The following is a 19,918-nucleotide window of genomic DNA, read 5'->3' on the forward strand; positions in this document are numbered from 1 at the left end:
GCCCTCACCCCTAGCCCCTCTCCCTCAGGGAGAGGGGAATTACTTGTTGAACACGAAGGATGCGAATGGTCGCGGCGGGCTGCGGTTGGTCGCTTCCCCCTTTCCCCTTTGCCCTCTCCCCTTTCCCCTTTCCCCTATCCGATCGCGGCGCGGAGCCAATCCACGATCGGCTTCATGGCGGCGAAGTGGGTCATCAGCACGTCGACGAGCGCGGCAGAGCGCGCGATGTCCTGCGGCAGGCCGCTGATCGAGGCGTACAATCCGCCGTAGCGCAGCCATTCGGCGCGCGGATGCTCGGGGTCGTAGCCGGACGGCACGCGCTTGAAGCTCCCGCCATTGAGCGTGTAGGGCCCGGCCTTGCGCACGGTAGCGACCGCCTTCACGAGCGCCGGGCCGTGCGTGTCGGACACGACCGCATCGCGATAGCGGGCCAACGCGCCTTTGTCGAACCCGAAGACGCCAGCCATGCAGTCGACACCGTCGAGCGTAATCTGCAGGCCGAAGCCGGGGCTGTCCATCTTCTTGCCGCCGACCGGGAACATCATCGGGATGTGCGTCTTGTACGGCGACTTGTCAGTGCTGAAGCGCGTGTCGCGGTGCAGGCGCATCAGGTTGCCGCTGCCGTTGGTGCGCGTGTCGACCGTGACGTCAGGGACGAGGTCTTGCAAGCGCGCGCCGAGCGAAGCCACCAGCGCCACGGCCGGAGTCTGCACCGTGTCGATGTAGGCCGTCTTGCGCGCCTCGAACCATTCGCGCGTGTTGTTCGCGGCGAGGTCGCGCATGAACTGCAGGCCGTCGGCGGAAAAGCCGGTGAAATCGGGGCTCGGCGCGTGCTTGGGCATGGGTTATGCCTCCTCGGCCTGCGGCGTCTTGACGACGAGCGGGTCGCCGGTTTCGAGCAGGGTCTTGAGGCCGCTGAGGATCTGCGCCCAGCCCGAGCCGATGCCCTGCGTGAGCGGTGCATCCGGGTTGAGACCGGTGTGGGTCAGCACGAGGCGACAGGCCGGCCCAAGCTGCTCGATTTCGAACGTGACCCGCGAGGTGCGCTGGCCCTCGGAGCCCTCGTGCCACACCGGGCGGAAGGTCGTGACCAGCTTGCGCGGCGGATCGGCTTCGAGCACTTCGCCTTCGAGCATCACCTGCGCGTCGGCGTTGTCGTAGTGATAGGCGTACGCCGAGCCGGGCGTCCAGTCCGACTTGACGCGCGTGCCGAAATAGTACAGCCGCGTGATGTCGCCTTGCGTAAGCGCGTTCCAAAGCTGTTCGGGCGTCGTTTTGATGAAGACTTCGTAGACGTGGTTGGGCTTCTCGGTCATGGGGGTCTCCTCGAGTACGGTTTTGAGATCGACGAGCGAGCGGGCCCACGGCTGGGAAAACTTGCTCACCCAGCGGTCGTAGACCTGTTGGATGGGGACGGTGTTCAGGTAGTGAAACTTCTCCCGCCCGACCTTGTGCGTGGTGATCAGCCCCGCGGTCTCCAGCACCTGCAGGTGTTTCATGACGCCGAAGCGGGTCATGTCCGGCAGGGCGGATTGCAGCTCGCCCAGCGTTTGGCCGTCGCGCTGGAAGAGCCGGTCGAGAAGGGTGCGGCGGTTGGCATCCGCCAGAGCTTTGAACACCTGTTCCGTATCCATGCGGTCATTATATGTGACTAAATAGTCACATGTCAACAGATCACGGACCCCAATCTGGATGGCGGCTAGTCTTGTTATTCGAAATGGTCATCTTGTTTCGCTTCTGAGTCCACGTCATCTACTAGTAATGATGGCTACTATGCGTAGAATACTATGCAACCATAAGAAACATGCCCGATGTGCGAATTATCCGAGGTCAATACATTGAAATGCCAAGACGATACCAACGACAAATAACGACTATTGTGCCAAGCGTCTTCACCGGAGAACCGATTGCTGACCTCAAACGCACTATAGAAGAAGCACTCGATACAACCCGCAGTAGTCAGCTAGATGTGCTAAGGCTCAGATACGGGCTCGACGCAGCACCCAAACTTACATTCGAGGACATTGCCACACTTCGGGGACTATCTAGGCAGCGAATTCAGCAGCTAGAAGCGACCGCATTGGAATTTCTTCGGGCGCTCTTTAGAAACGGTAAGCGCTTGGAAACGGCGCTCTCAGCACCAATGGAGGAGCTTGTAACCGATATCAAGAATCACATTACAGCACTTGGCCTTCCGATACATGAGGCTCGACTAAGCACACATCTGTCGGATTACCTCACCGTTTCCGACGCGGACCGCGGATATATACACCTATTACTTGAGATCACTGGCCATAGTTCGTTCGAACTCATGGACGGTGTGACTATCTGGACACAACACCAGGTCGATAAGGCGAAGTTAAGAGAGATTGCATCCCAAGTTACTCGGTTTCTACAAGAGCGCGTTGATCCGGCAACATGGCAAGACATCCTACTCGGAATTTCACCGAGAAATCGGTCCAGGAAACACAGTCCGGAAGACTTGAAACTCGTATTGGGACTAATTCCGGCAATAGAGGAACTGGACGACGGGCTCTTCCAGATCAAGTTCAGAAAGTTGCGTTCTGTGGAAGATCGAGTGTATCGACTGGTTAGCTCCCGGGCTGGCAACACGCCCATCTCAATTGCTGACATCACTAGAATTCACAACAGGGAAGCGTCTGCTAGCGGCATCAAGATACACCGCCAGAAGATAATATCGGCAGCATTGTCCCGTGACACACGGTTCCAAAACATCGGGAAATCCGGTGAATGGGTTCTCAAGAAGTGGGCCGTAAGTGTAGAGAGCCTTCTGCCTATTCCAGAACTGATTGACTTAATCCTATCGCGCGCTAGCGGGCCTCTTACAGCAGATGAGCTACACGCGGCAGTGTCGCAATCGCGAAGTATTTCCAAAGCGAACCTCTCTGCGTTCATCAGCACTAACTCTGATCGATTCGTTCGACTCAAGGATGGACGGATCTCACTGAGGGTGAGCGCACCGAGCCGAGAGATTGCAGTGAGACCAATTAGGAATCCTGCAAAAACAAACAGCGTGGAGATAGCGTTGACAGTCGAGCGGGTTTTCCGCTCGACTACAAGAGAAGAGATGAGTGTTGACGAGATCTGTAGTTCAATAAGTACGTTGTTGCCGGAGGCCAATCTCACCAGTATACGAAGGCTAGTCCTAAAGCCAAATCCATCTCTGCAACTGCACACGAATGGCGAAAATCAACACGTTACTTTTGTTCCCGATTTTCGAAAGCGTTTCTCAGCGATCGAAATAGCATCAGAAGGTAGGATTGGCGAGTACGTAACACGCACTATACGAGCGATTCTGTTTCAGCATGACAAGCTGGAACTGATGGCTTTACGTACCCTGATATCCATCAAATGCAATCTGAAACCCCATAACGTCTATGCCTATGTCCGCCGTATGGATGATATTAAAAGCTTCGTAGACAAAGACGGCAAGACATACCTTGCGTTAAAACAAGACATTCCAACGGACCTAGCTGAAAAGGCACGCAGGATCAGAACCCCTGAAATCGCCTCCGAAGTAGTGGAGGGACTACTAAACTTGACACCGCAAAAGGTCGATTGGGGACTGTTTTCGCTCGGGCGGGCGTTTGATGTGTGTTCGAAGTCACTAATTGTGGAATTGGCGAGACGTGGGCTAATCCGAAACAAGAACGGACTAGTCTCAGAATCTGACGCTGAGAGTGTCACGTTGGCTACCCGAATTGATCTGCTTGTAGCTAACAAGCAACTTCAGGACAAAAACACACTCGATAGTCTGCGTAAAGTACGAAATCACCCCGCGCATGTGATTTCTACTCCTCAACAGAAGCAAGAAATGCTAATCGCATCAATCACGTACGCTCACTGGTACATTGACTATATCTTGCTGTTCGAAAGCATGCTTGAGCCCGAATCTGTGGATCAGCCATAAGTATTTCACCCCAACCACTCCCCTAGCACCTCGTCCGAGTGTTGGCCGAGGAGCGGCGGCGGGTAGCGGATCGCGCCGGGGGCGTCCGGCAGCAGCGGCGACGCCACCGACCGGACCGGCGTGCCATTCGCCAGCGTGACGTCGCGCACGAGATGATGCGCCGCCGCGTGTTCGCTCTCCAGCACCTGCGTCACCGTATTCACCGGCCCCGCTGGAATCCCCGCCGCCAAGCACGCCTCGACCCAATCCGCCGCCGGACGTGACGCGAACATGGGCGCCAGCTCGGCGATCAGCGCGTCGCGGTGGGTCACACGCGCCGGATTGGTCGCAAAGCGCGGGTCGGCCGCGAGATCGGGGCGGTCGAGGATTCGACACAACGCGGCGAACTGCCCGTCGTTGCCGACCGCCAGCGCGAACGGCCCGTCCGCCGCGTCGAAGTTCTGATACGGGACGATGGTCGCGTGAGCGTTGCCGTAGCGATGCGGGGTCTGTCCGCTGACCAGCGCGGCGCTGGCGACGTTGACCAGTGCGGAGAGCTGCGAATCGAGCAGCGCGAGGTCGAGATGCCGCCCCTGCCCGGTGCATTCTGCGTCGCGCAGAGCGTCGAGGATCGCGCTCAGGGCGAACAGGCCGGTGAACACGTCGGCCACCGCCACGCCGACCTTATAGCCGGGGCCGTCCGGCGCGCCGGTGATCGACATCAGGCCGGACATTGCTTGAATGACGTGGTCGTAGCCGGGGCGGTCGGCGTAGGGGCCGGTCTGCCCGTAGCCGGTGATGCTGGCGTACACCACCGCGGGGTTGTCGGCGCGCAGGGTGTCGTAATCGAGACCGAAGCGGGCCATCTGCCCCGGCTTGAAGTTCTCGACCACGATATGCGCGCGGACGGCCAGCGCGCGGGCGATGCGCTGGCCGTCCGGCTCTTTGAGGTTCAGGACGATGCTACGTTTGTTGCGGTTGACCGACAGGTAATACGCGCTCTGGCGGTCGGGGCCGTCGCCGGCCCACGGCGGGCCCCACTGGCGCGTCTCGTCGCCTTGCGGGCTTTCCACTTTAACGACGTCCGCGCCGAGGTCGCCCAACAGCATCGTGCAGTACGGGCCGGCCAGCACGCGCGAAAAATCAAGGACGCGCACGCCCTCCAGCGACACGGATCGCTCCTAGCCGAACGAGCCGTCCGGGTTTTCGAACTCTTTGCCGCCTTCGCCGGTGATGCCGCGCTGGGCGCGCGACGCGCGCTCGACCTGTCGTTTGACAAACGCCTCGATCTGCGCCGGCGTCTTGACGGACTGGCCCCACTGCGACGTCTCGGACGCCATCACCTCCAGCGTGCCTTCGGTATAGGCGATATAGGCCGAGATGAAGCGCTCGTCGTCGATGTCGCTGATGCGGTCGGTCAGTTGGGCGTCGGCGGCTTCAAGGCTCTCCTGCGCGTCCTTGTAGATCTGCACGAACTTGTCCCACTGATACACGCCCAGCAGCGCGCCGAAGAAGCCGCCGATGGCCGGCAAGATGATCGATAGGCCGGCGGCGATGCTGGTCCACAACTGCATGCTGCGGCAGTTCGACAACTGCTGGACGGTCGCCGCCGCGGCGCTCTCGATCCCGCCGGAGAGCTGCGCGGTCGACACGGCGCGGATCGCCTCGGTGCAGGTTTCGTTGAATGCCGACGGGGCCATGGTGATCGCGAACACGGTCGCGACGACGGTCGCGAGACCCATCGACGCGCGGATCATATTGACCTGCCCGCGCGCCTTGCGGAACGAGTCGAGCTTGCTCTGATAGTAGTGGCGCTGATCGCCGAGCGCGAAGCGGTCAAAGATCTTGTAACGGACTTCCAGTTCCTGACGGTTTACCATGTGGCGTTCCCCCTACTTCGGCTGGACCGGGGATTCCGGGAAGAAGCCGCGGTTGATGTCAGCAGCACGTTTGGCCAGCAGCGTTTCGCGATCGAAGCGGTCTTCGACGCCGTCGTACGGTTCAAGGCGCATGAGGTAGCGGAAGTACTCGCGGCGCAGGTGCTCGGCCTTGAGGCGGTTCTGCAACCACAACTGCTGCGGCGGCTCGTCGGCAGTCAACGCGGCGATGAACGACGTCAGACCGGCGATGATGGTCTCGATGCCGCCCAGCCACGGCGTCAGCCGCGGGGCCGACTCTAGCGTCAGCGCCATGATTGAACCGACGATCGTCGCGGCCAGCGCCAGCAGCGCGTACATCAACTGCGAGCGCCGGTAACGATTCTGCTGCCGCGCCGCTTCGTAGTCGAGCCGGCGGAACAACCGCAGCACTTCCTTGTCCAGTACGTGCAGGTCTTGGAGGATGGACTGTGCCGCCTCCGGCGTACAGGTGGCGAGCATCTCGTTCAAGTCGTCTTCCGGCAGCAGTTGAAACGCGGCCGACTCGTCGAAGTCGTTGAAGCGGAACTTCGGCATGTACTTGAACCACTCCGGAACCCACCCGCGCGTCTTGCGCGTTTCCTGCGTGATTGGCTCGGGCGGTTCGTAGCGCGGCGGCTTCTGCGGCTGACTCGGCGGACGCTGCGGCGGCGCCTCAGGGATCGGCGGCGGAGGCGTTTCACCGGGTTGGTCGATGGGTGGTGGATTCGACGCCATAAGTCGTCCCTCCTTGGATGACTTGCGTAGCCCTCTTCAGTATGGCGCAGGAACGGAAGTCTTGGCAAACGCGGCCGCGCTAGCCGTACGACTCCGTTCTGGGGGGCGGGGCGGCGGGTGCCGCATCGCCCCACATGAATTCGAACTGCTCGACCCAATAGCCGAACCAGCGCGGCGACACCGCCTGTTGAATCTCGATCGACATGCGGTCGCTGGTCGACTGCAAGTGCCATCCGTACAGTTCGATGATGGCCGTGCCGCTGGCCTTGTCCGGGTCGATCAGCACCATGCTGCACCCGGGCGAGTACGGCAGCAGCCGGCCCTCGAAGCTGCCCGGTGTGTTCCAACTGCGAAGGGTTGCGAACTTCTTCAGCGTGTTGGCGATCTCCTCCGGCAGGTGCTGATGCTGAAAGTCGACCGACTTGTCGAGCTGTTCGGAAAGCAGCGCGACCGCTTCCGGTTTGCTCGGGTCCTGAATGATCACCCGCAGCTCGCCCCCGCGCTGCGAAAGCACCGACTGGCGGATCGCGTCGAGGTTCGGGCCGGCCAGCACGTTGGCGGCGGACGGCGCATAAATCCACAGCTTGCGCGCGCCTTTGATGCGATCCGGCAGATTCCCGAGTTCCGGGCGGCTGTGCAGGTAGTCTTCGATCGACGCCTTGCCTTCGACCGGGCGCGACATGTTGAACACCAGCAAGCCGAGCGCACCGAGGATTACGGACATCTTGACCGAATCGGGAACGACGTCGTCAATCAGGCCTACCACCGCAACAATCCCTGCCACCACTGCGACGAGGTAGCTTTCGAGATTGCGCCGCGCACGCAGATCGCGACCGATACGGTTGAACATGCTGGCGATGGATCGAAACATGGCGGCCTCCTGATCGCTGTTCCCCATTCTAGCACCCGTACCGCGGCGCGGCGCACGAACGTGCGCAAATTCGTGCGCACGTTTCAGCATTGAAACGACGCCGAGGGGAACGCACAGAGGCGCGGCAGGTCCGCGCCTCCTTAGAAGGTCGGTGAAACGCCTATCCGCCGACGGTGACGGGAAGCACCCACTCGCCAGTGACAGCCTGCTGCATGTACTGCGCGATCAGATCGTTTACGCGCGTCCATATGGCAGCCTGCTCCGCCCCCGTCAACCCCTCGCCGGTGGTCCCGTAGGACATCGCGTAGCGCTGCTTGAGATCCCCGGTCTCGATCAGATCGAAGTCGACCGGTAGGCCTTCAGCCTCTACGGCGGCCACCAACGCGTCGAACGACTCACGCGTAATCTCGGCTTCGGTCTGGAAGCGGTCGATGACGATCTCAAGCCGCCCGGTCGCGGTTTCCGCAGGCTGATAGACCAGCAGATCGCCGCAGATCGGCGCGCCGGACATTGAAGCGATGTCTCCGTCGTCCGGCGAAAAGGCCGCGGTCTCGAAGCCCTGCGCGTTCACCGCGAAGTGCGGGCGCAAGCCCGGCGCATCATCGGGCAGCGTGTAGCACAGGCGTCCGATCGACACCGACGGCGCGTAGGTCAGCGACTCAAGCGTCACGGTGATGCCGGCATCGTCCACCGACCCGGGCACGGACGTCTCGCGCGCGCGAAAGAAAGGCACCTCGAACTCGAACGTGACCGTAAACGGGGCGATCTCGACCGGTTCGGGCGGGGTCTGTCCGGCGCTTCCACCACCACCTGATCCACCGCCACCACCGCCGCCGGTGATCTCGCCGGGGCCATTGGCCGGGTCAAACGTTGCGGTGAGCGACAACATAAGCGACTCGGGCGCGCCCTTGATGCCGGTCGCGTCGAAGCTCGTGACGCTGCCGAACGTATTGCGCTCGCCGTCACCTCCGCCGCCACCGCCGCCACCGCGCAGGAAGTCGGCCGGGCCGAAAGCGGTGCCTTCGCCATCGGTCAGCACAAACGTCGGCTGAGGCACGTCGAGCTCGCTGGCGTAGTCGACCGTCCAGCCCACAGCGATCCGATGGCCGTCGGCATACGCCCAATCGACCGTGATGTTGACGTCGTCAGATGGGGACGACTGCACGAGGTTCAGCGGCGTGACGAGGTCGTCGACCGCCATAATACCCGGATCGCCGCCGCGCGTCGTAATCACCTGATACACGGCGTACACCGATCCGGCGATCAGCAGCACGGCGAAGACCGCCGCAATCCGGCTCAATGCGCTGGCGGTTCGGCGCGCCGGGACCGCCGGGAGTTCGTTCAACTGTGCTTTGATGTCGTTCCACAGGTTCATATCGTCTGGTATCTCCTCACTGGCAATGGCATCCAGCAGGCGGGCGAGGTCGCGATCGTTCACGGTTGATCCTCCTCTGCTGGTGCGGCCCAGATCGGCCGCAGCACATATCGAAGGTGTTTGCGGGCAGCGTGAAGCCGCCATTTCACGGTTCCGGTCGGCACGTCCAGCCGATCGGTCATCTCCGCCTCGCTGAGGCCGAGGTAGTAGCGCAGCACAATGGCCGCGCGTTGGTCAGGCGAAAGCTGCTTGAGCGCGTTTGCAACCGCGCCTTGCACGTCCTGTCGTTCGGCCGCGTCTTCGGGCAGCTCGGCGTCGTCGCGCAGGACGTCCTCGATGGCGCCCGCAGCGTCACGGCCGGCTGGGCCCTCAAAGCTGATCGTTCGTCCCCGGCCGCGCATGTGCATCAGCGCGTCGTTGACGACCATCCGCAGCACGTACGGCGTGACCGGTCGTGCCGTGTCGATCAGATCGGCTTTGCGCGCCAGCCGCACGAACATGCTCTGCACGATGTCCTCGGCCTGCGCTTTGTCTTGCGTGATCAGATATGCTGCGCGCAGCGCTCTGACCTGCAGCGCTTCGACAAGCGGGGCCAGTCCGTCGATGTCGCCGGCCTTCAGCCGTTCGACACCCTGCCGGAGTCGCGGGTCTTCCACGTGGTGTCCTCACCGGTGCGTGTACACACCCAGTATATGCACGCGGGCAGCGTAGGGTTTGATTTCGGACGTCGGGGAACTTACGGCGCGAGCTGCAGCTCGCCCTGATAGCCGACGGTCATGCGCGCTGCGGCGACCGCGCCGACGAACCGGCCGTACTTGTTGTACGCCTGCATCACCGAGCGGATGACGTCGAGTTGGCCGTTGGGGAGTTTGGACAGCACCTTGAACTTAGCTTCGCCGCCGTACCAGATGTCCTGAGTCGTCACCTGACCCTCGGCATCGCGTACCTGCGTCGCGACCTGCACGGCAGCCATGCCGTTGAAGACGTCGCCGACCGACAGCCCGTTGTACGAGACGCCGCCGTCGAACTCGGCATAGCCGCCCAGCCCCTGACCTTCGATGGCCGCCAGCGCACGGGTCATGAATGCGCGGATGTCCGGGTCGATTTGCGGCGGCGCGATCTGTCCGTTCTCTTTCGGGGCGGGATTGGGCGAGTCGGGCTGTTGTTCGTCCGCGCCCAGTTCGACCTGCTCGGTCTGCTGGCTGTTGGCAGGCGTCTCGTCGTAAGTCTGGTCGTTCTCCGACTCGACCTCGCCACCCTGCTCGTCGCCGCCTTCGCCGGGGCCGACGCCCTGCCCGACCCCACCGCCTGTGCCGCCGCCCGTTCCGCCGGCCTTGTCGGGATCGACAGCCGCCGCGTCACGCGCCCGTTTAGCGAGCGTCATCACCTGCGTCAACGCCTTGAACGGTTTGCTGGACAGTTTGGACGTTTGCAGCGCAGACAACAGCCGTTCCATATCCTGCGCGTTCATGTCGGCCGGCACGATGCTGTCGAGCGCCGCGAGATCGGTGCCGCCCAGCTTGCTGCCTGTCCGATCCTTGAGAATCTCGAAGACGAGCGCCGCGTTCGGGTTCAGCACGACCGGCTGACTGTAGGCGTCGCCGCCCCCCGCCTCTTGATCTTCGATGCCGGCGAATTCGGCATCGTCGCCAGCCACACCGCTGGTCGTGCCTTCGCCTTCGGAAGCATCGCCACCACCCGCGGCTTCTTCGCCTTCGCCGCTGCCGCCTTCCTCACCGCCGAAGCTGTACCCCTTGCCGGTGATCAACCCGTAGATGACCTCGATCGCCTTGATCGTGTCGGTCACGAGGAAGTACGCATTGAGGATCGGCACAAAGCGCGCCAGCGTCTTCTTGAGGACGGCGCTCATGGCCTTGGCCCAGCGCACCGCCTCGCCGAGCAGCCTGCGTGCCAGCTTCTTGTTCTTGGCGACCTTCTTGCCCAACGCCTTCAAGCCGCTGCGCACCTCTGCGAACTGCTTTGCGAGGTTGATTCGGGTGAAGCCGTCGGCGGTCTTCCACGCCGCTTCCAACTGCTTGAGCCGCCCCTTCAGATCGCGGATGTGCTTGAGCCAAACCTTGTTCTGGAACGCCATCGCGCGAAGCTGCTTGTGATGCGCCGCAATCTGCGCCAGCCGCAGCGCGTCCTCGGCCGGCAGCGCAAGGCTAAGTTTGATCGTCCCGACGAACACGGCCGTCTTCTTTGCCATAGCGCGGCCGAGCGCTGTTCCGCCGAAGAGCTTCTGCCCCCACGACGTCTGCATGGTGGTGTGGTCGAACCTACCGCTGAGCGCCAGCTCGATCTCGCCGAGGTTCACGCTGGCATCGACATCCTTGAGGTCGGCCATGCTGGTATCGGCCGCGAGCTTGAATGCCGTGAGGGAGCTGCTGACCTTGACGTTTTGGCCCAGCCCCAGCCATTCGTTGACGGTCTCGTCCAGTGGATTGGGTACTTTCATCAACGAGGCGCTGAACTCGACCGCGCCCTTCTTGAGCGTATGGCCGGAGTCGCCCGCGCTCAGCACCGGCGACGGTGCGTTCGGATCGGCGTTCGGGTCGGGGTATTCGATCTGTCCCTCGACGACCGCTGACACATAATCGCCGGCCTTGAACAGCGGCAGTTGTACGGGCGTAGGCTGGCGCTGCGCAACCGCAACCCCGCCACCCTGAGTCTCTGCACCGCCCGGCCCGTCTTCGCGCTGAATCATGCGCGTTAGCGCTCGGTTGCCGATCATGCGCTGCATCTGCAGCATGTGACTGACGTCGAGCGGCAGCGCAGCGGGCTGTGGCCTGTCCCCAGCAACGTCAAGCGCACCGTCACGTTGTTTCGGCGTCGTTCCCCTGCGGTTCTGAAGCGTTGTCGACGGTTCTGACATGAACCCAATTAGGTTACGCGCTGGATCGTGACGGTTGGAGATTGCCTCGTCCACGACCCCGCGCTTGCGCTGATGAGAGTGTACAGTAATCTGTGGAGATTCGCGCAAAGATTCGCGGTCTGTCGACACAAAGCTGACTTCTTCTCAACCGTATCCCTTCGCAATCATGCGCCTTTCATCCTGTCCGGCAATAATCCTCACGCCCATCGCACGTATCGAGGGAACGCCGATGCGATTCTTGATGATTCTTATGCTGGCCGTACTGGCCCTTATACCGGCGCAGGCGCGCGCGCAGTCGATCGGAAAGCCGATGGTGATGCCGGTCGCGTCACCGTCCGGCCCGTCGACATGGCTGTTCGGGCAGGCGTATGGCAACACGCCCGGTGCTTACAATTTCGGCGACGCGTGGTATCGCGCGGGACAGGGGCTGCACTTCGGCATCGACGTCAGCATGCCGTGCGGTACACCGCTGGTGGCTGTGGCGGACGGGGTCATCGCGTTCGTCGACGATCTCGGCTTCGGCGCAGGCCCGCACAATTTGATCGTGCGGCACGACCAACTCGGTGTCACGACGTTGTACGGGCATTTGCAGGGGCGCGCGCCGGTGTCGCCCGGCCAGCAGGTCGTGCAAGGCGAACAGATCGGCGTCAGCGGCGACCCCGACTCGACGTGCTTCTCGCGCCCGCACTTGCATTTCGAGGTGCGCTCGCTGGACTACCAGACCACCTTCAACCCGATCGACTGGATCGACGTCGACTGGCATACACTGGCACTGGTCGGCGCTTACAGCGGCAACCTGTTCCAAGGCGATATGGAGAACCCCGGGCGGTGGATGTCGCTGGACGATCAGCCGGACGTGCGGTTTTACGGCCCGCGCCTCAACGCCTACCGGTCGGTGTTCCCGCGCACGGGCGCCGACAACGCACCCAACAGCGCTGGTCCGCTGAAAGATCTGCCTCCGCTGTCTCCGGCCGGGCAGTGGTCAGCGCGCACAATTGGCAGCGCGCAGTGCTGCTGGCAGAACTGGTGGCATCCGACCGACGCGGGCGGCCTCTACTCCATCGACGGGCTGTCCGGTCAGCCGGCACAGGTGATGCGGTGGGATCTGGCGGCGCCCAGTCTGAACCAAACGGTCGAACCCGCGCCGCCCGAGCATCGCTCGCCGGACTGGACGTGGCGTGGCCGCGTCGAGGGGCAGGACGCCGTGCTGTTCGATCTCGAAGGGCGCGAGTTCCGCTTCAACACGGGTGGGGCGCTGCCAGCTTCAGCGCCGACAACAGCCGGCTGTTGTGGGTGAGCACGCGCCCAACCGTCCCCGGTGAACAGCGTGCGCCCGCGGTCGTGCGTGTCGCCGGCGTGCTGGGCGGCGGCACCTTCGATCTGTTCAGCGCGCCGGGCGCCAACGCGCAGTGGCTCGACGACCGCCGTGTGCTGGTGACCGTGCCGGGCGACGACCGCGTGACGACGATGATCGTCATCGACGCGCAGACCGGCGAGCAGTACGAGTTAGGCCGTTGGTCGTGGGTGCGCGGAACGAACGTCGGCCCCGGCGGGCAGTACGTCGTGTTCTACGCGACCAATCAGCCCGACCCGAACGCCTCGGGCGTGTACGCGATCCGCACCGAGCCGGGCGCTCCGGCGCAGCGGCTGCCGTTCTTCGGCAGTTGGCGCTGGCGCGACAGCGACGAGCTGTACGCGATCCCGTTGGAGCCGGGCGCAGCGGCGCACGCGCTGCATCATGTTGACCTGAACACGCGGGTTATGACGCCGCTTTCGACCGCGCCCTTCAAGATCATGAACGGCGACTGGGCGGTCAACGCCGACGGGACGCGCGTCGCCTTCCGCGACATCTCCACCCGCGAGCTCACACTGCTGGAGGTGGGCGGGTAGCCCGTAACCCGCCTGACAATGAAAACAGCGCGCCGATTTGGGCGCGCTGTTGTTTAGGCGTGAATGGATAGAACTAACGCCGGCGTGGATCGTGCCGCGGAGGGTTGGAACGCACGGGAATGGGGATCGGCTGCGGCTTGGGGCGCTTGCCGGGGTTCAACAGGCGGTCGAGCGCCTCGAAAATCTCGCGCGCACCGTCGACCAAATCGTCAAGCACGTTCCGCTTCTCTTTGGTGCTAGCCATGGCACGTCGCCTCTCTGACTAAACAAACGACCCCGCAGCGCAGGCCGGGGGTCATCGTGTGGACCTAATGAGACTCGAACTCATGACCTCTTCAATGCCATTGAAGCGCTCTCCCAACTGAGCTATAGGCCCGCATGAGTTCAGGGAGTCTAACCCCTGTGAATAACGCTGTCAATGCTGACTCTACACCGGAACTCGCGTTTTGTGTGCGGTACTTTGCATCTTTCTAACAACCCGTCACCAAATGTTCATCCGCCGCTGATTCAGGGGTGGCGTCGGATGCGCGCCGGGTTCTCAATCGCGCCAAAACCCGAAACTGCGCTACAATAGGGCATCATTTTGGCTGCAATGTTATTCATCACGTTTATCAAGCGAACCACACGAGGCGGGACCGTGGCTGGCGAAACCATCCTCATCGTAGACGACGCTCAGCAGAACCACCACTTCCTCAACGATTATGTGCTTGTCCCGAACGGGTACAAGCCCATGAGCGCGCGTGACGGTGTCGAAGGTCTGCAAATGGCGCTCCGCAACAAGCCGGATTTGATCCTGCTTGACCTCAACATGCCGCGCATGGACGGCATGGAGGTGCTGCGCCAGCTCAATGCCAACAACAGCGACATCCCTGTCATCCTGATGACCTTCCACGGCTCCGAGGACATCGCCGTCGAAGTGTACCGGATGGGCGTAAAAGACTATGTTATCAAGCCGTTTTACCCGGACGAGATGCTGCGCGCCATCGAGAAAAGCCTCGGTGAAAGCCGGCTCAAGAAGGAAAAGGACGCGCTGATCGAGCGCATGATGCAGTCCAACAAGGAGCTGCAGGCGCGCGTCAACGAATTGAACGTGCTGTACAGCACGGGCAAGAGCGTCGCCCAGCTCATGCCGATGGAACAACTGCTGCCGCGCCTGCTCGATGCCGCCGTGCAAACCACCGGCGCCGAAGAGGCGTATCTCATGCTCGGCGATGGCGACCATCTGACCTGCCGTGCCGCCAAGCGCAAGGATCAGACCCGGGCCGTACCGGCCAACGTCGTTGCCACCGATCCGCTCGCGGCGATGGCGATCAAGAATGCGCGCTCGCTGGTGGCCGACGCCGAACGCCTCAAGCGCATCCCCGGCGCCCCCAACTCCGCCGCTTATGTGCCGGTCATGATTCAAGATCGCGTGCTGGGCGCTATGGGAATCCGCAACCTCAGCCCGGATTCTCCGCAGTTCACTACCCATCACGCGGCGCTGCTCAGCGCGTTGTCGGACTATGCGGCGATCGCGCTTGAAAACGCCCGCAACCTCGACATGCTGCGCAGCAACAACTCGTAGCACGAGCCGCTATGCTCCGCCTGCTTGCCGCCAATATGTTGGTCGTGCTGGCCGCTGTGCTGACGGCGTGCGCGCCGTCCGTCTCCCTGCTGCCCGCCCCGCTCAACGCCGACACCGGCGATTTGGGCGCAGGCGATTTCCGTGCCGACCTCACGGGCGCCATCGACCAATCTCTCTCCGGCACCGCTGCGTCCGTTAACGATCCGGATATCGGTATCGCGCTCTATCTCGAAGGCGAACGTTACGCCGTCAACCTCGTGCTCCCGCACGACATCGTGGTCGGCACGCACAGCATCGCATCGCTGTTGTCGGCGTACGACTCGCAGCAGCGGGTGCGCTTCGTCGGCGTGTCCATTACAGACGATATTCCGCCGGCCGATTCGATCCTGCCGTTTGCCCTCTACGCCAACGTGCTTCAAGGCCGCTTGACCCTGACGTCGATCGAGCCGCTGACCGGCGCGTTTGAGGTGACCGCCAGCGACGACCTGGGCGCGACGGTCACCGCGACCGGCACGTTCAACGCCATCGTCCCGTCCGCCCCGCAGGACTAGTCCGCCGCGATGGCCGGCACACCGTTCGAGCGGGTCGCCGTGCGCCATTTCCCGTCATCGCGGCTGGTTCGCGCATGGCCGCTGGAGGGCGGCGTATCGGCGCAAGTCACCGCCATGGAGCTGGCCGATTCGACAGGTGCCCGGCACACCGTCGTCGTCCGCCAGCACGGGCCGCGCGACCTCGCCCGCAACCCGAACGTGACCGCTCACGAACTCGCGCTGCTCAAGGCGCTATATGGCGCCGGGCTGCCGGTGCCGGAGCCGCTTGCGCTGGACACCAGCGGCGACATGCTGCCATCTCCGTACCTGATCCAGTCGTACATCGATGGCGAGACCATTGCCGCACCGCGTGACCCCCTGACGACTGCCACCACAATGTCGGCGACGCTGGCGCAGATCCACTGCGCGGATATCCCTCGCGCCGCCGTGCCGTTCCTCGAACACTATCCCGATCGAATCCGGCGGCATGTGCAGCACACGCCGGGAGAATTGGCGCATCTCGTGGACGCGGAACGCGTGCTGGCCGTCGTCCGAGCGGACTGGTCACGACCCGCCCGCAACCGGGAAACGATCCTGCACGGCGACTACTGGATCGGCAACCTGATCTGGGAGGGCGACCAGCTCGCCGGTGTGGTCGACTGGGAGGACGCGGCGTTCGGCGACCCGCTTGCCGACCTCGCCATCGCGCGGCTGGAACTGCTGTGGGCGTTCGGTGACGACGCGCTGCGCGCATTTACGAAGGTCTACGCGGCGGAGATGTCTGGCCTTGATACCACCGATTTGCCTTACTGGGATCTCTCGATTAGCATTCGGCGTGTCGCGCACATCCCGCTGTGGGGCGTCGGCCCTGAACGCGAGCGGGCGATGGTCGCAGACGCGAATCGGTTCATCCGCGCGGCACTACGGGCGGTGGGGTCATGATCGAACTGCTGGACGGCATTTACGGGTTCACCGGGCTGATGGTCGGGCGCGTGTACGCCATCCGCGACCCGGACGGATTGACGCTCATCGACAGTGGACTGGCGCAAACGGCGGGCCGCATTGTCAAGCAGGTCGAGGCCGCCGGATTCAAAGCCAGTGACATCAAGCGCATCGTGATCACGCACCCGCACGTCGATCATGGCGGCGGCGCGCACGCCCTGAACGCCCTCACCGGCGCGGCAATCATGGTCTCCGCCGCAGAGGCGGACGTGATGCGTGGCACAGCCGAACAGCCTCGCCCGACCAACCACCGCATCAACGTACTGCCGCGCCAGTTCTTCAAGCCGTCGCCGGTCGCCCGCGAATTGCACGACGGCGACGTGATCAACGAGGTGCTTGGCGGGTTGGTCGCCGTGGCGACACCGGGGCATACGCTCGGGCATCTATCGTACTGGTCGCCGCAACGGCGGGTGCTGTTCACCGGCGACGTCATGCTGCACACCCTCGGTCTGCGCTTTCCGCTGCCGATGGCGACGGTCAGCCGCGCGATGTGCGGCGAGTCGGTCAAGACGCGGATCGCGCCGCTCAAGCCGGACGCGCTGCTGTTTGGCCACGGGCCGCCGATCCTGAGCGGGGCCGCCGCCCGGCTTGACAAGTTCGTGGCTTCGCGCGGTTTGTGATCTGGGGGGCTGCCCCACACCCTACCAGAAGGCCTTCGCCTTCTGGACTCCCTTCCCGCGGAACTGGCTAGCCCGCAGGTCAATTCCGTAGAGAAAGGGTCAAGGCGTGTAAAGCCCTTGTGGAAGTGTGAAAGCGCAATCCCCAACGCGGGCCCGACCCCTAACCGCTTTCCAACCGCCGGCCCCTACTCGCGCCCCGTAGGCTGTGTTAAGCTATCGCGGTCTGACCGTTATCGAACCGTTACGCGCCATGACCGTGACCGACCACGCTTCTCCCGCTGCTGCAACCACCGCGGCCCGCCGTTGGCCCGTCGACCCTGAACACGGGTTGCTGCGGCTTGCCGTCATCCTGACGTTCGTCATTGGCGGCATCTTGACTTACATCATCATCACGCTGCTGTTCCCGCAGGGTGAGGGCGGGGCGATCAACCTGATCGGCGTAGCCATCGCGATCGGCGTCGCGATGCTGCTCACACGAGCGGTCGAAGGCGGCCTCAAGCGCCGCTGGCCATCCGGGCGGACGTTCGAAATCGACGGCTCGACCATCCGGCTCACCGGCAAAGGGACGCCGACCGAAATCGACGGCGCACAGCACGTCAACGTACTGGCGTGGCGCTTCACAATCAGCCGGCGCACGCGCGTGCCGAAGGGCTGGTTCGTGGTCGCGCTGGCGCTGCATCAGGATGACCTCTACCTGCCGGTCTACACCTTCATGTCGCCGGACGACTTTAATCTGCTGCCGCTTAACAGCCACTTTTCGGTGCTGACGCCCGCCAAGCAGAAAGATCAGGGCGACCTGCGTCTGGCCGGTCAACAGCGCCGCCTGCGCACCGCCGAATATGCGCGCTGGAACGACGGCGGCGAACTGAGCAAGGCCCACTTCATCGAGGCGCTCGACGCGCTGGGGCGTGAATTCCCGGCGTGGATGATCTCGGAGTAAGGCGGCGCGGCGTGAGACTCCCCCTCGTCGCGCGCCTGCTGACCGCCGGGCTGGCTGTACTGCTCGGCGTTCAGGTGACGGCGCTCACACACGCGCAGTCGACCCCCATCGAGCCGTTCGTGCCGTATGAAGGCGAACTTACCGTCCCCGGCGCGACCGACTTGTGGACGTTCAGCGGCCTCGAAGGGGGGATCGTATCGGTGCTGGTCACCAGCGGCGGCACGCTCGACCCGATCATCGAACTGCGCAATTCCAGCGGGCAAATCCTCACCAGCAACGACGACTTCGCCTACCCCGGCCGGCGCGACGCGCTGATTCAAGCGGCGACGCTTCCGCGTATCGACACCTATTCAATCGCGGTCTACGGCTTTGGCCAGACCATCGGCACGTATACGCTTTCCTTCATGCCGGGGTATGCCGACCCTGCTTTGAACAGGTCGTTCAACAGTGCGGGCCGCTGGCGCGAGACCGGCGATACGGGCGCGGTACTTGAAACACAGGACGGCCAGCTTCGCGTAACGGTCGAAGGCGTGCGTGTCCCGGTGCCTATCCTAGATGGCAACGGGCCGACGTTCGGCACATTCTTCGCGTCGACGCGAATTAACGTCGTACGCGGGCCATCAGGTTGGCGCGCCGGCCTCACCCTGCGCGGTACGCCGGACGGCGCGTACGGGCTAATGCTCGGTGACGGCGGATCGTGGCGCATGGACTATTTCCCGGCCGAGGGCGAACCCCGCCAGATCCGCGACTGGACGTTCCATCCCGCGATTCAAGCCGGCGTGACGCAGTTCACGGTCGGCGTGTTGGCGAACGGCCCCGCGTTCGACGTGCTGGTGAACGGCGCGTGGGTCGGTCAAGCGCTCGACACCGGCGGCGGGCCGGAAAGCGGCACGGTCGGCCTATTCGCCGCCACGCCCGACGCCATCGGCGCAGGGATCACCGTCGCCTTTGACGAGTTGATCGTGACGCGTCCGCTGAAGGTCGGCGAGATCGACGTGATGCCCACGCAGATCGTGCCGGGCGGGCAGGCGCTCACAGTACAGGAACTCGAGCGCCGCCTCGTCGTCCCCACCGGCGGGCGCGCCTCGCTCACCGTGCCGGAAAGCTCCGGACGGCAGATCGAGCCGGGCGTCAACCGGGTGCTGCTAGGCCGCGGCGTAACCTTCACCGACTATGTGGCCTATACGACGTTCACGCTCACCACAGCCGTGCCGGATGCGCTGGTCGGGTGCGGCTTACTGCTCGCGAATCTAAGCGATACCCAGCACGTCGTTGCATTCCTCGACCGGCAAGGCGGCTACGGGATCAGCGCGCGCGACGGCGCGAACTACTCGCCCGGGCTGTTCGGCGAAAACGAGGCGTTCGCCGGAGGGCAGCGTCACACGCTGATCGTCACCAAGATCGGCACGCGCACCGAGCTGTGGGTCGACCGGGTCCACGTCGGCGGCTTCGACCTGCCGGCGCGCTTCGCCCAAGCCGGACAGGTCGGCAACGCGGTCGTCAATTACGTGCGCAGCGACACATCGTGCAGCTTCAGCGACACGTGGGTGTGGGAACTGCCGTAAGGGAGGGGAAAGGGAAAAGGGGACAGGTTTAAGGGCAGACGAGCCGGTGGCTCGCCCGCGCAGACGACAGGAAGCCATACGGGACACGGCAGTGCCGTATTCCCACGTGCGGGTCGACGGTCCGAAGTTGCCGCCATTGGTCT

Annotated in this window: 19 protein-coding genes and 1 tRNA gene; 9 read left to right on the forward strand and 11 right to left on the reverse strand. The window is 63.3% G+C overall.

The genetic code is table 11. The annotated features are described in order from the left end of the window. Window positions 1–134: 134 nt before the first annotated feature. Complete coding sequence (locus IPM16_12250) at window positions 135–842, reverse strand: DUF2461 domain-containing protein (GenBank protein MBK9123872.1); 708 nt, start codon at window positions 840–842, stop codon at window positions 135–137. Between the two features lie 3 nt (window positions 843–845). Then, window positions 846–1,634, reverse strand: coding sequence for an SRPBCC domain-containing protein (locus IPM16_12255; GenBank protein ID MBK9123873.1), 789 nt, complete (start codon window positions 1,632–1,634; stop codon window positions 846–848). A 245-nt stretch (window positions 1,635–1,879) separates the two neighbouring features. Here IPM16_12255 and IPM16_12260 point away from each other — a divergent pair, with 245 nt between their 5' ends. Next, window positions 1,880–3,931, forward strand: coding sequence for a hypothetical protein (locus tag IPM16_12260; GenBank protein ID MBK9123874.1), 2,052 nt, complete (start codon window positions 1,880–1,882; stop codon window positions 3,929–3,931). 5 nt (window positions 3,932–3,936) lie between these two features. Here the strand turns inward: IPM16_12260 and IPM16_12265 are convergent, their stop codons facing one another. The 7 genes from IPM16_12265 to IPM16_12295 all read right to left on the reverse strand — a co-directional run bounded on the left by IPM16_12265 (window position 3,937) and on the right by IPM16_12295 (window position 11,664). Continuing rightward, window positions 3,937–5,082: a CoA transferase gene (locus IPM16_12265; GenBank protein ID MBK9123875.1), complete on the reverse strand. Its 1,146-nt coding sequence runs from the start codon at window positions 5,080–5,082 to the stop codon at window positions 3,937–3,939. A 9-nt stretch (window positions 5,083–5,091) separates the two neighbouring features. Continuing rightward, on the reverse strand, window positions 5,092–5,790 hold the full coding sequence (locus IPM16_12270) for a hypothetical protein (protein MBK9123876.1): 699 nt from the start codon (window positions 5,788–5,790) through the stop codon (window positions 5,092–5,094). A gap of 12 nt (window positions 5,791–5,802) precedes the next feature. Next, complete coding sequence (locus IPM16_12275) at window positions 5,803–6,543, reverse strand: DUF4231 domain-containing protein (GenBank protein ID MBK9123877.1); 741 nt, start codon at window positions 6,541–6,543, stop codon at window positions 5,803–5,805. A gap of 79 nt (window positions 6,544–6,622) precedes the next feature. Beyond that, window positions 6,623–7,414: a hypothetical protein gene (locus tag IPM16_12280; GenBank protein MBK9123878.1), complete on the reverse strand. Its 792-nt coding sequence runs from the start codon at window positions 7,412–7,414 to the stop codon at window positions 6,623–6,625. A gap of 160 nt (window positions 7,415–7,574) precedes the next feature. After that, the gene (locus IPM16_12285; GenBank protein ID MBK9123879.1) at window positions 7,575–8,852 is read right to left on the reverse strand and encodes a DUF4179 domain-containing protein; all 1,278 of its coding nucleotides are present in this window, start codon (window positions 8,850–8,852) and stop codon (window positions 7,575–7,577) included. Further along, window positions 8,849–9,445: an RNA polymerase sigma factor gene (locus IPM16_12290; GenBank protein ID MBK9123880.1), complete on the reverse strand. Its 597-nt coding sequence runs from the start codon at window positions 9,443–9,445 to the stop codon at window positions 8,849–8,851. The genes IPM16_12285 and IPM16_12290 overlap by 4 nt, the downstream gene beginning before the upstream one ends. An 80-nt stretch (window positions 9,446–9,525) precedes the next feature. Further along, window positions 9,526–11,664: a hypothetical protein gene (locus tag IPM16_12295; protein ID MBK9123881.1), complete on the reverse strand. Its 2,139-nt coding sequence runs from the start codon at window positions 11,662–11,664 to the stop codon at window positions 9,526–9,528. 229 nt (window positions 11,665–11,893) lie between these two features. On the opposite strand from IPM16_12295, the gene IPM16_12300 reads away from it, so the two are divergent. Together IPM16_12300 and IPM16_12305 are read left to right on the forward strand one after the other, a co-directional pair. Continuing rightward, entirely contained in the window at window positions 11,894–12,961 is a 1,068-nt protein-coding gene (locus IPM16_12300) for a M23 family metallopeptidase (protein MBK9123882.1), read from the forward strand. Beyond that, window positions 12,958–13,554: a hypothetical protein gene (locus IPM16_12305; protein ID MBK9123883.1), complete on the forward strand. Its 597-nt coding sequence runs from the start codon at window positions 12,958–12,960 to the stop codon at window positions 13,552–13,554. The genes IPM16_12300 and IPM16_12305 overlap by 4 nt, the downstream gene beginning before the upstream one ends. Window positions 13,555–13,627: 73 nt before the next feature. Here the strand turns inward: IPM16_12305 and IPM16_12310 are convergent, their stop codons facing one another. Together IPM16_12310 and IPM16_12315 are read right to left on the reverse strand one after the other, a co-directional pair. Then, window positions 13,628–13,798 (reverse strand): hypothetical protein, encoded by a 171-nt coding sequence (locus IPM16_12310; GenBank protein MBK9123884.1) that lies wholly within the window; start codon window positions 13,796–13,798, stop codon window positions 13,628–13,630. A gap of 59 nt (window positions 13,799–13,857) precedes the next feature. Next, window positions 13,858–13,930, reverse strand: a tRNA-Ala gene (locus IPM16_12315). 261 nt (window positions 13,931–14,191) lie between these two features. On the opposite strand from IPM16_12315, the gene IPM16_12320 reads away from it, so the two are divergent. From IPM16_12320 to IPM16_12345, 6 genes are all read left to right on the forward strand, one after another. Further along, on the forward strand, window positions 14,192–15,118 hold the full coding sequence (locus IPM16_12320) for a response regulator (GenBank protein MBK9123885.1): 927 nt from the start codon (window positions 14,192–14,194) through the stop codon (window positions 15,116–15,118). A gap of 11 nt (window positions 15,119–15,129) precedes the next feature. Further along, window positions 15,130–15,669: a hypothetical protein gene (locus tag IPM16_12325; protein ID MBK9123886.1), complete on the forward strand. Its 540-nt coding sequence runs from the start codon at window positions 15,130–15,132 to the stop codon at window positions 15,667–15,669. Window positions 15,670–15,678: 9 nt separating this feature from the next. After that, a complete protein-coding gene (locus IPM16_12330; protein MBK9123887.1) occupies window positions 15,679–16,590 on the forward strand; it encodes a phosphotransferase in 912 nt (303 codons plus the stop codon). After that, window positions 16,587–17,270: an MBL fold metallo-hydrolase gene (locus IPM16_12335; protein ID MBK9123888.1), complete on the forward strand. Its 684-nt coding sequence runs from the start codon at window positions 16,587–16,589 to the stop codon at window positions 17,268–17,270. The genes IPM16_12330 and IPM16_12335 overlap by 4 nt, the downstream gene beginning before the upstream one ends. Before the next feature lie 205 nt (window positions 17,271–17,475). Beyond that, window positions 17,476–18,210: a hypothetical protein gene (locus tag IPM16_12340; protein ID MBK9123889.1), complete on the forward strand. Its 735-nt coding sequence runs from the start codon at window positions 17,476–17,478 to the stop codon at window positions 18,208–18,210. An 11-nt stretch (window positions 18,211–18,221) separates the two neighbouring features. After that, on the forward strand, window positions 18,222–19,775 hold the full coding sequence (locus IPM16_12345) for a PPC domain-containing protein (GenBank protein MBK9123890.1): 1,554 nt from the start codon (window positions 18,222–18,224) through the stop codon (window positions 19,773–19,775). Window positions 19,776–19,918: the final 143 nt, after the last annotated feature.

Source organism: Candidatus Flexicrinis affinis, assembly GCA_016716525.1.
Lineage (GTDB): Bacteria > Chloroflexota > Anaerolineae > Aggregatilineales > Phototrophicaceae > Flexicrinis > Flexicrinis affinis.

Excerpts from the sequence above, each read along its gene's own strand:
- IPM16_12275 (MBK9123877.1), bottom strand. The coding sequence starts at position 6,543 with ATGGCGTCGAATCCACCACCCATCGACCAACCCGGTGAAACGCCTCCG.
- IPM16_12295 (MBK9123881.1), bottom strand. The coding sequence starts at position 11,664 with ATGTCAGAACCGTCGACAACGCTTCAGAACCGCAGGGGAACGACGCCG.
- IPM16_12335 (MBK9123888.1), top strand. The coding sequence starts at position 16,587 with ATGATCGAACTGCTGGACGGCATTTACGGGTTCACCGGGCTGATGGTC.
- IPM16_12325 (MBK9123886.1), top strand. The coding sequence starts at position 15,130 with ATGCTCCGCCTGCTTGCCGCCAATATGTTGGTCGTGCTGGCCGCTGTG.
- IPM16_12280 (MBK9123878.1), bottom strand. The coding sequence starts at position 7,414 with ATGTTTCGATCCATCGCCAGCATGTTCAACCGTATCGGTCGCGATCTG.
- IPM16_12250 (MBK9123872.1), bottom strand. The coding sequence starts at position 842 with ATGCCCAAGCACGCGCCGAGCCCCGATTTCACCGGCTTTTCCGCCGAC.
- IPM16_12330 (MBK9123887.1), top strand. The coding sequence starts at position 15,679 with ATGGCCGGCACACCGTTCGAGCGGGTCGCCGTGCGCCATTTCCCGTCA.
- IPM16_12255 (MBK9123873.1), bottom strand. The coding sequence starts at position 1,634 with ATGGATACGGAACAGGTGTTCAAAGCTCTGGCGGATGCCAACCGCCGC.
- IPM16_12310 (MBK9123884.1), bottom strand. The coding sequence starts at position 13,798 with ATGGCTAGCACCAAAGAGAAGCGGAACGTGCTTGACGATTTGGTCGAC.
- IPM16_12270 (MBK9123876.1), bottom strand. The coding sequence starts at position 5,790 with ATGGTAAACCGTCAGGAACTGGAAGTCCGTTACAAGATCTTTGACCGC.
- IPM16_12300 (MBK9123882.1), top strand. The coding sequence starts at position 11,894 with ATGCGATTCTTGATGATTCTTATGCTGGCCGTACTGGCCCTTATACCG.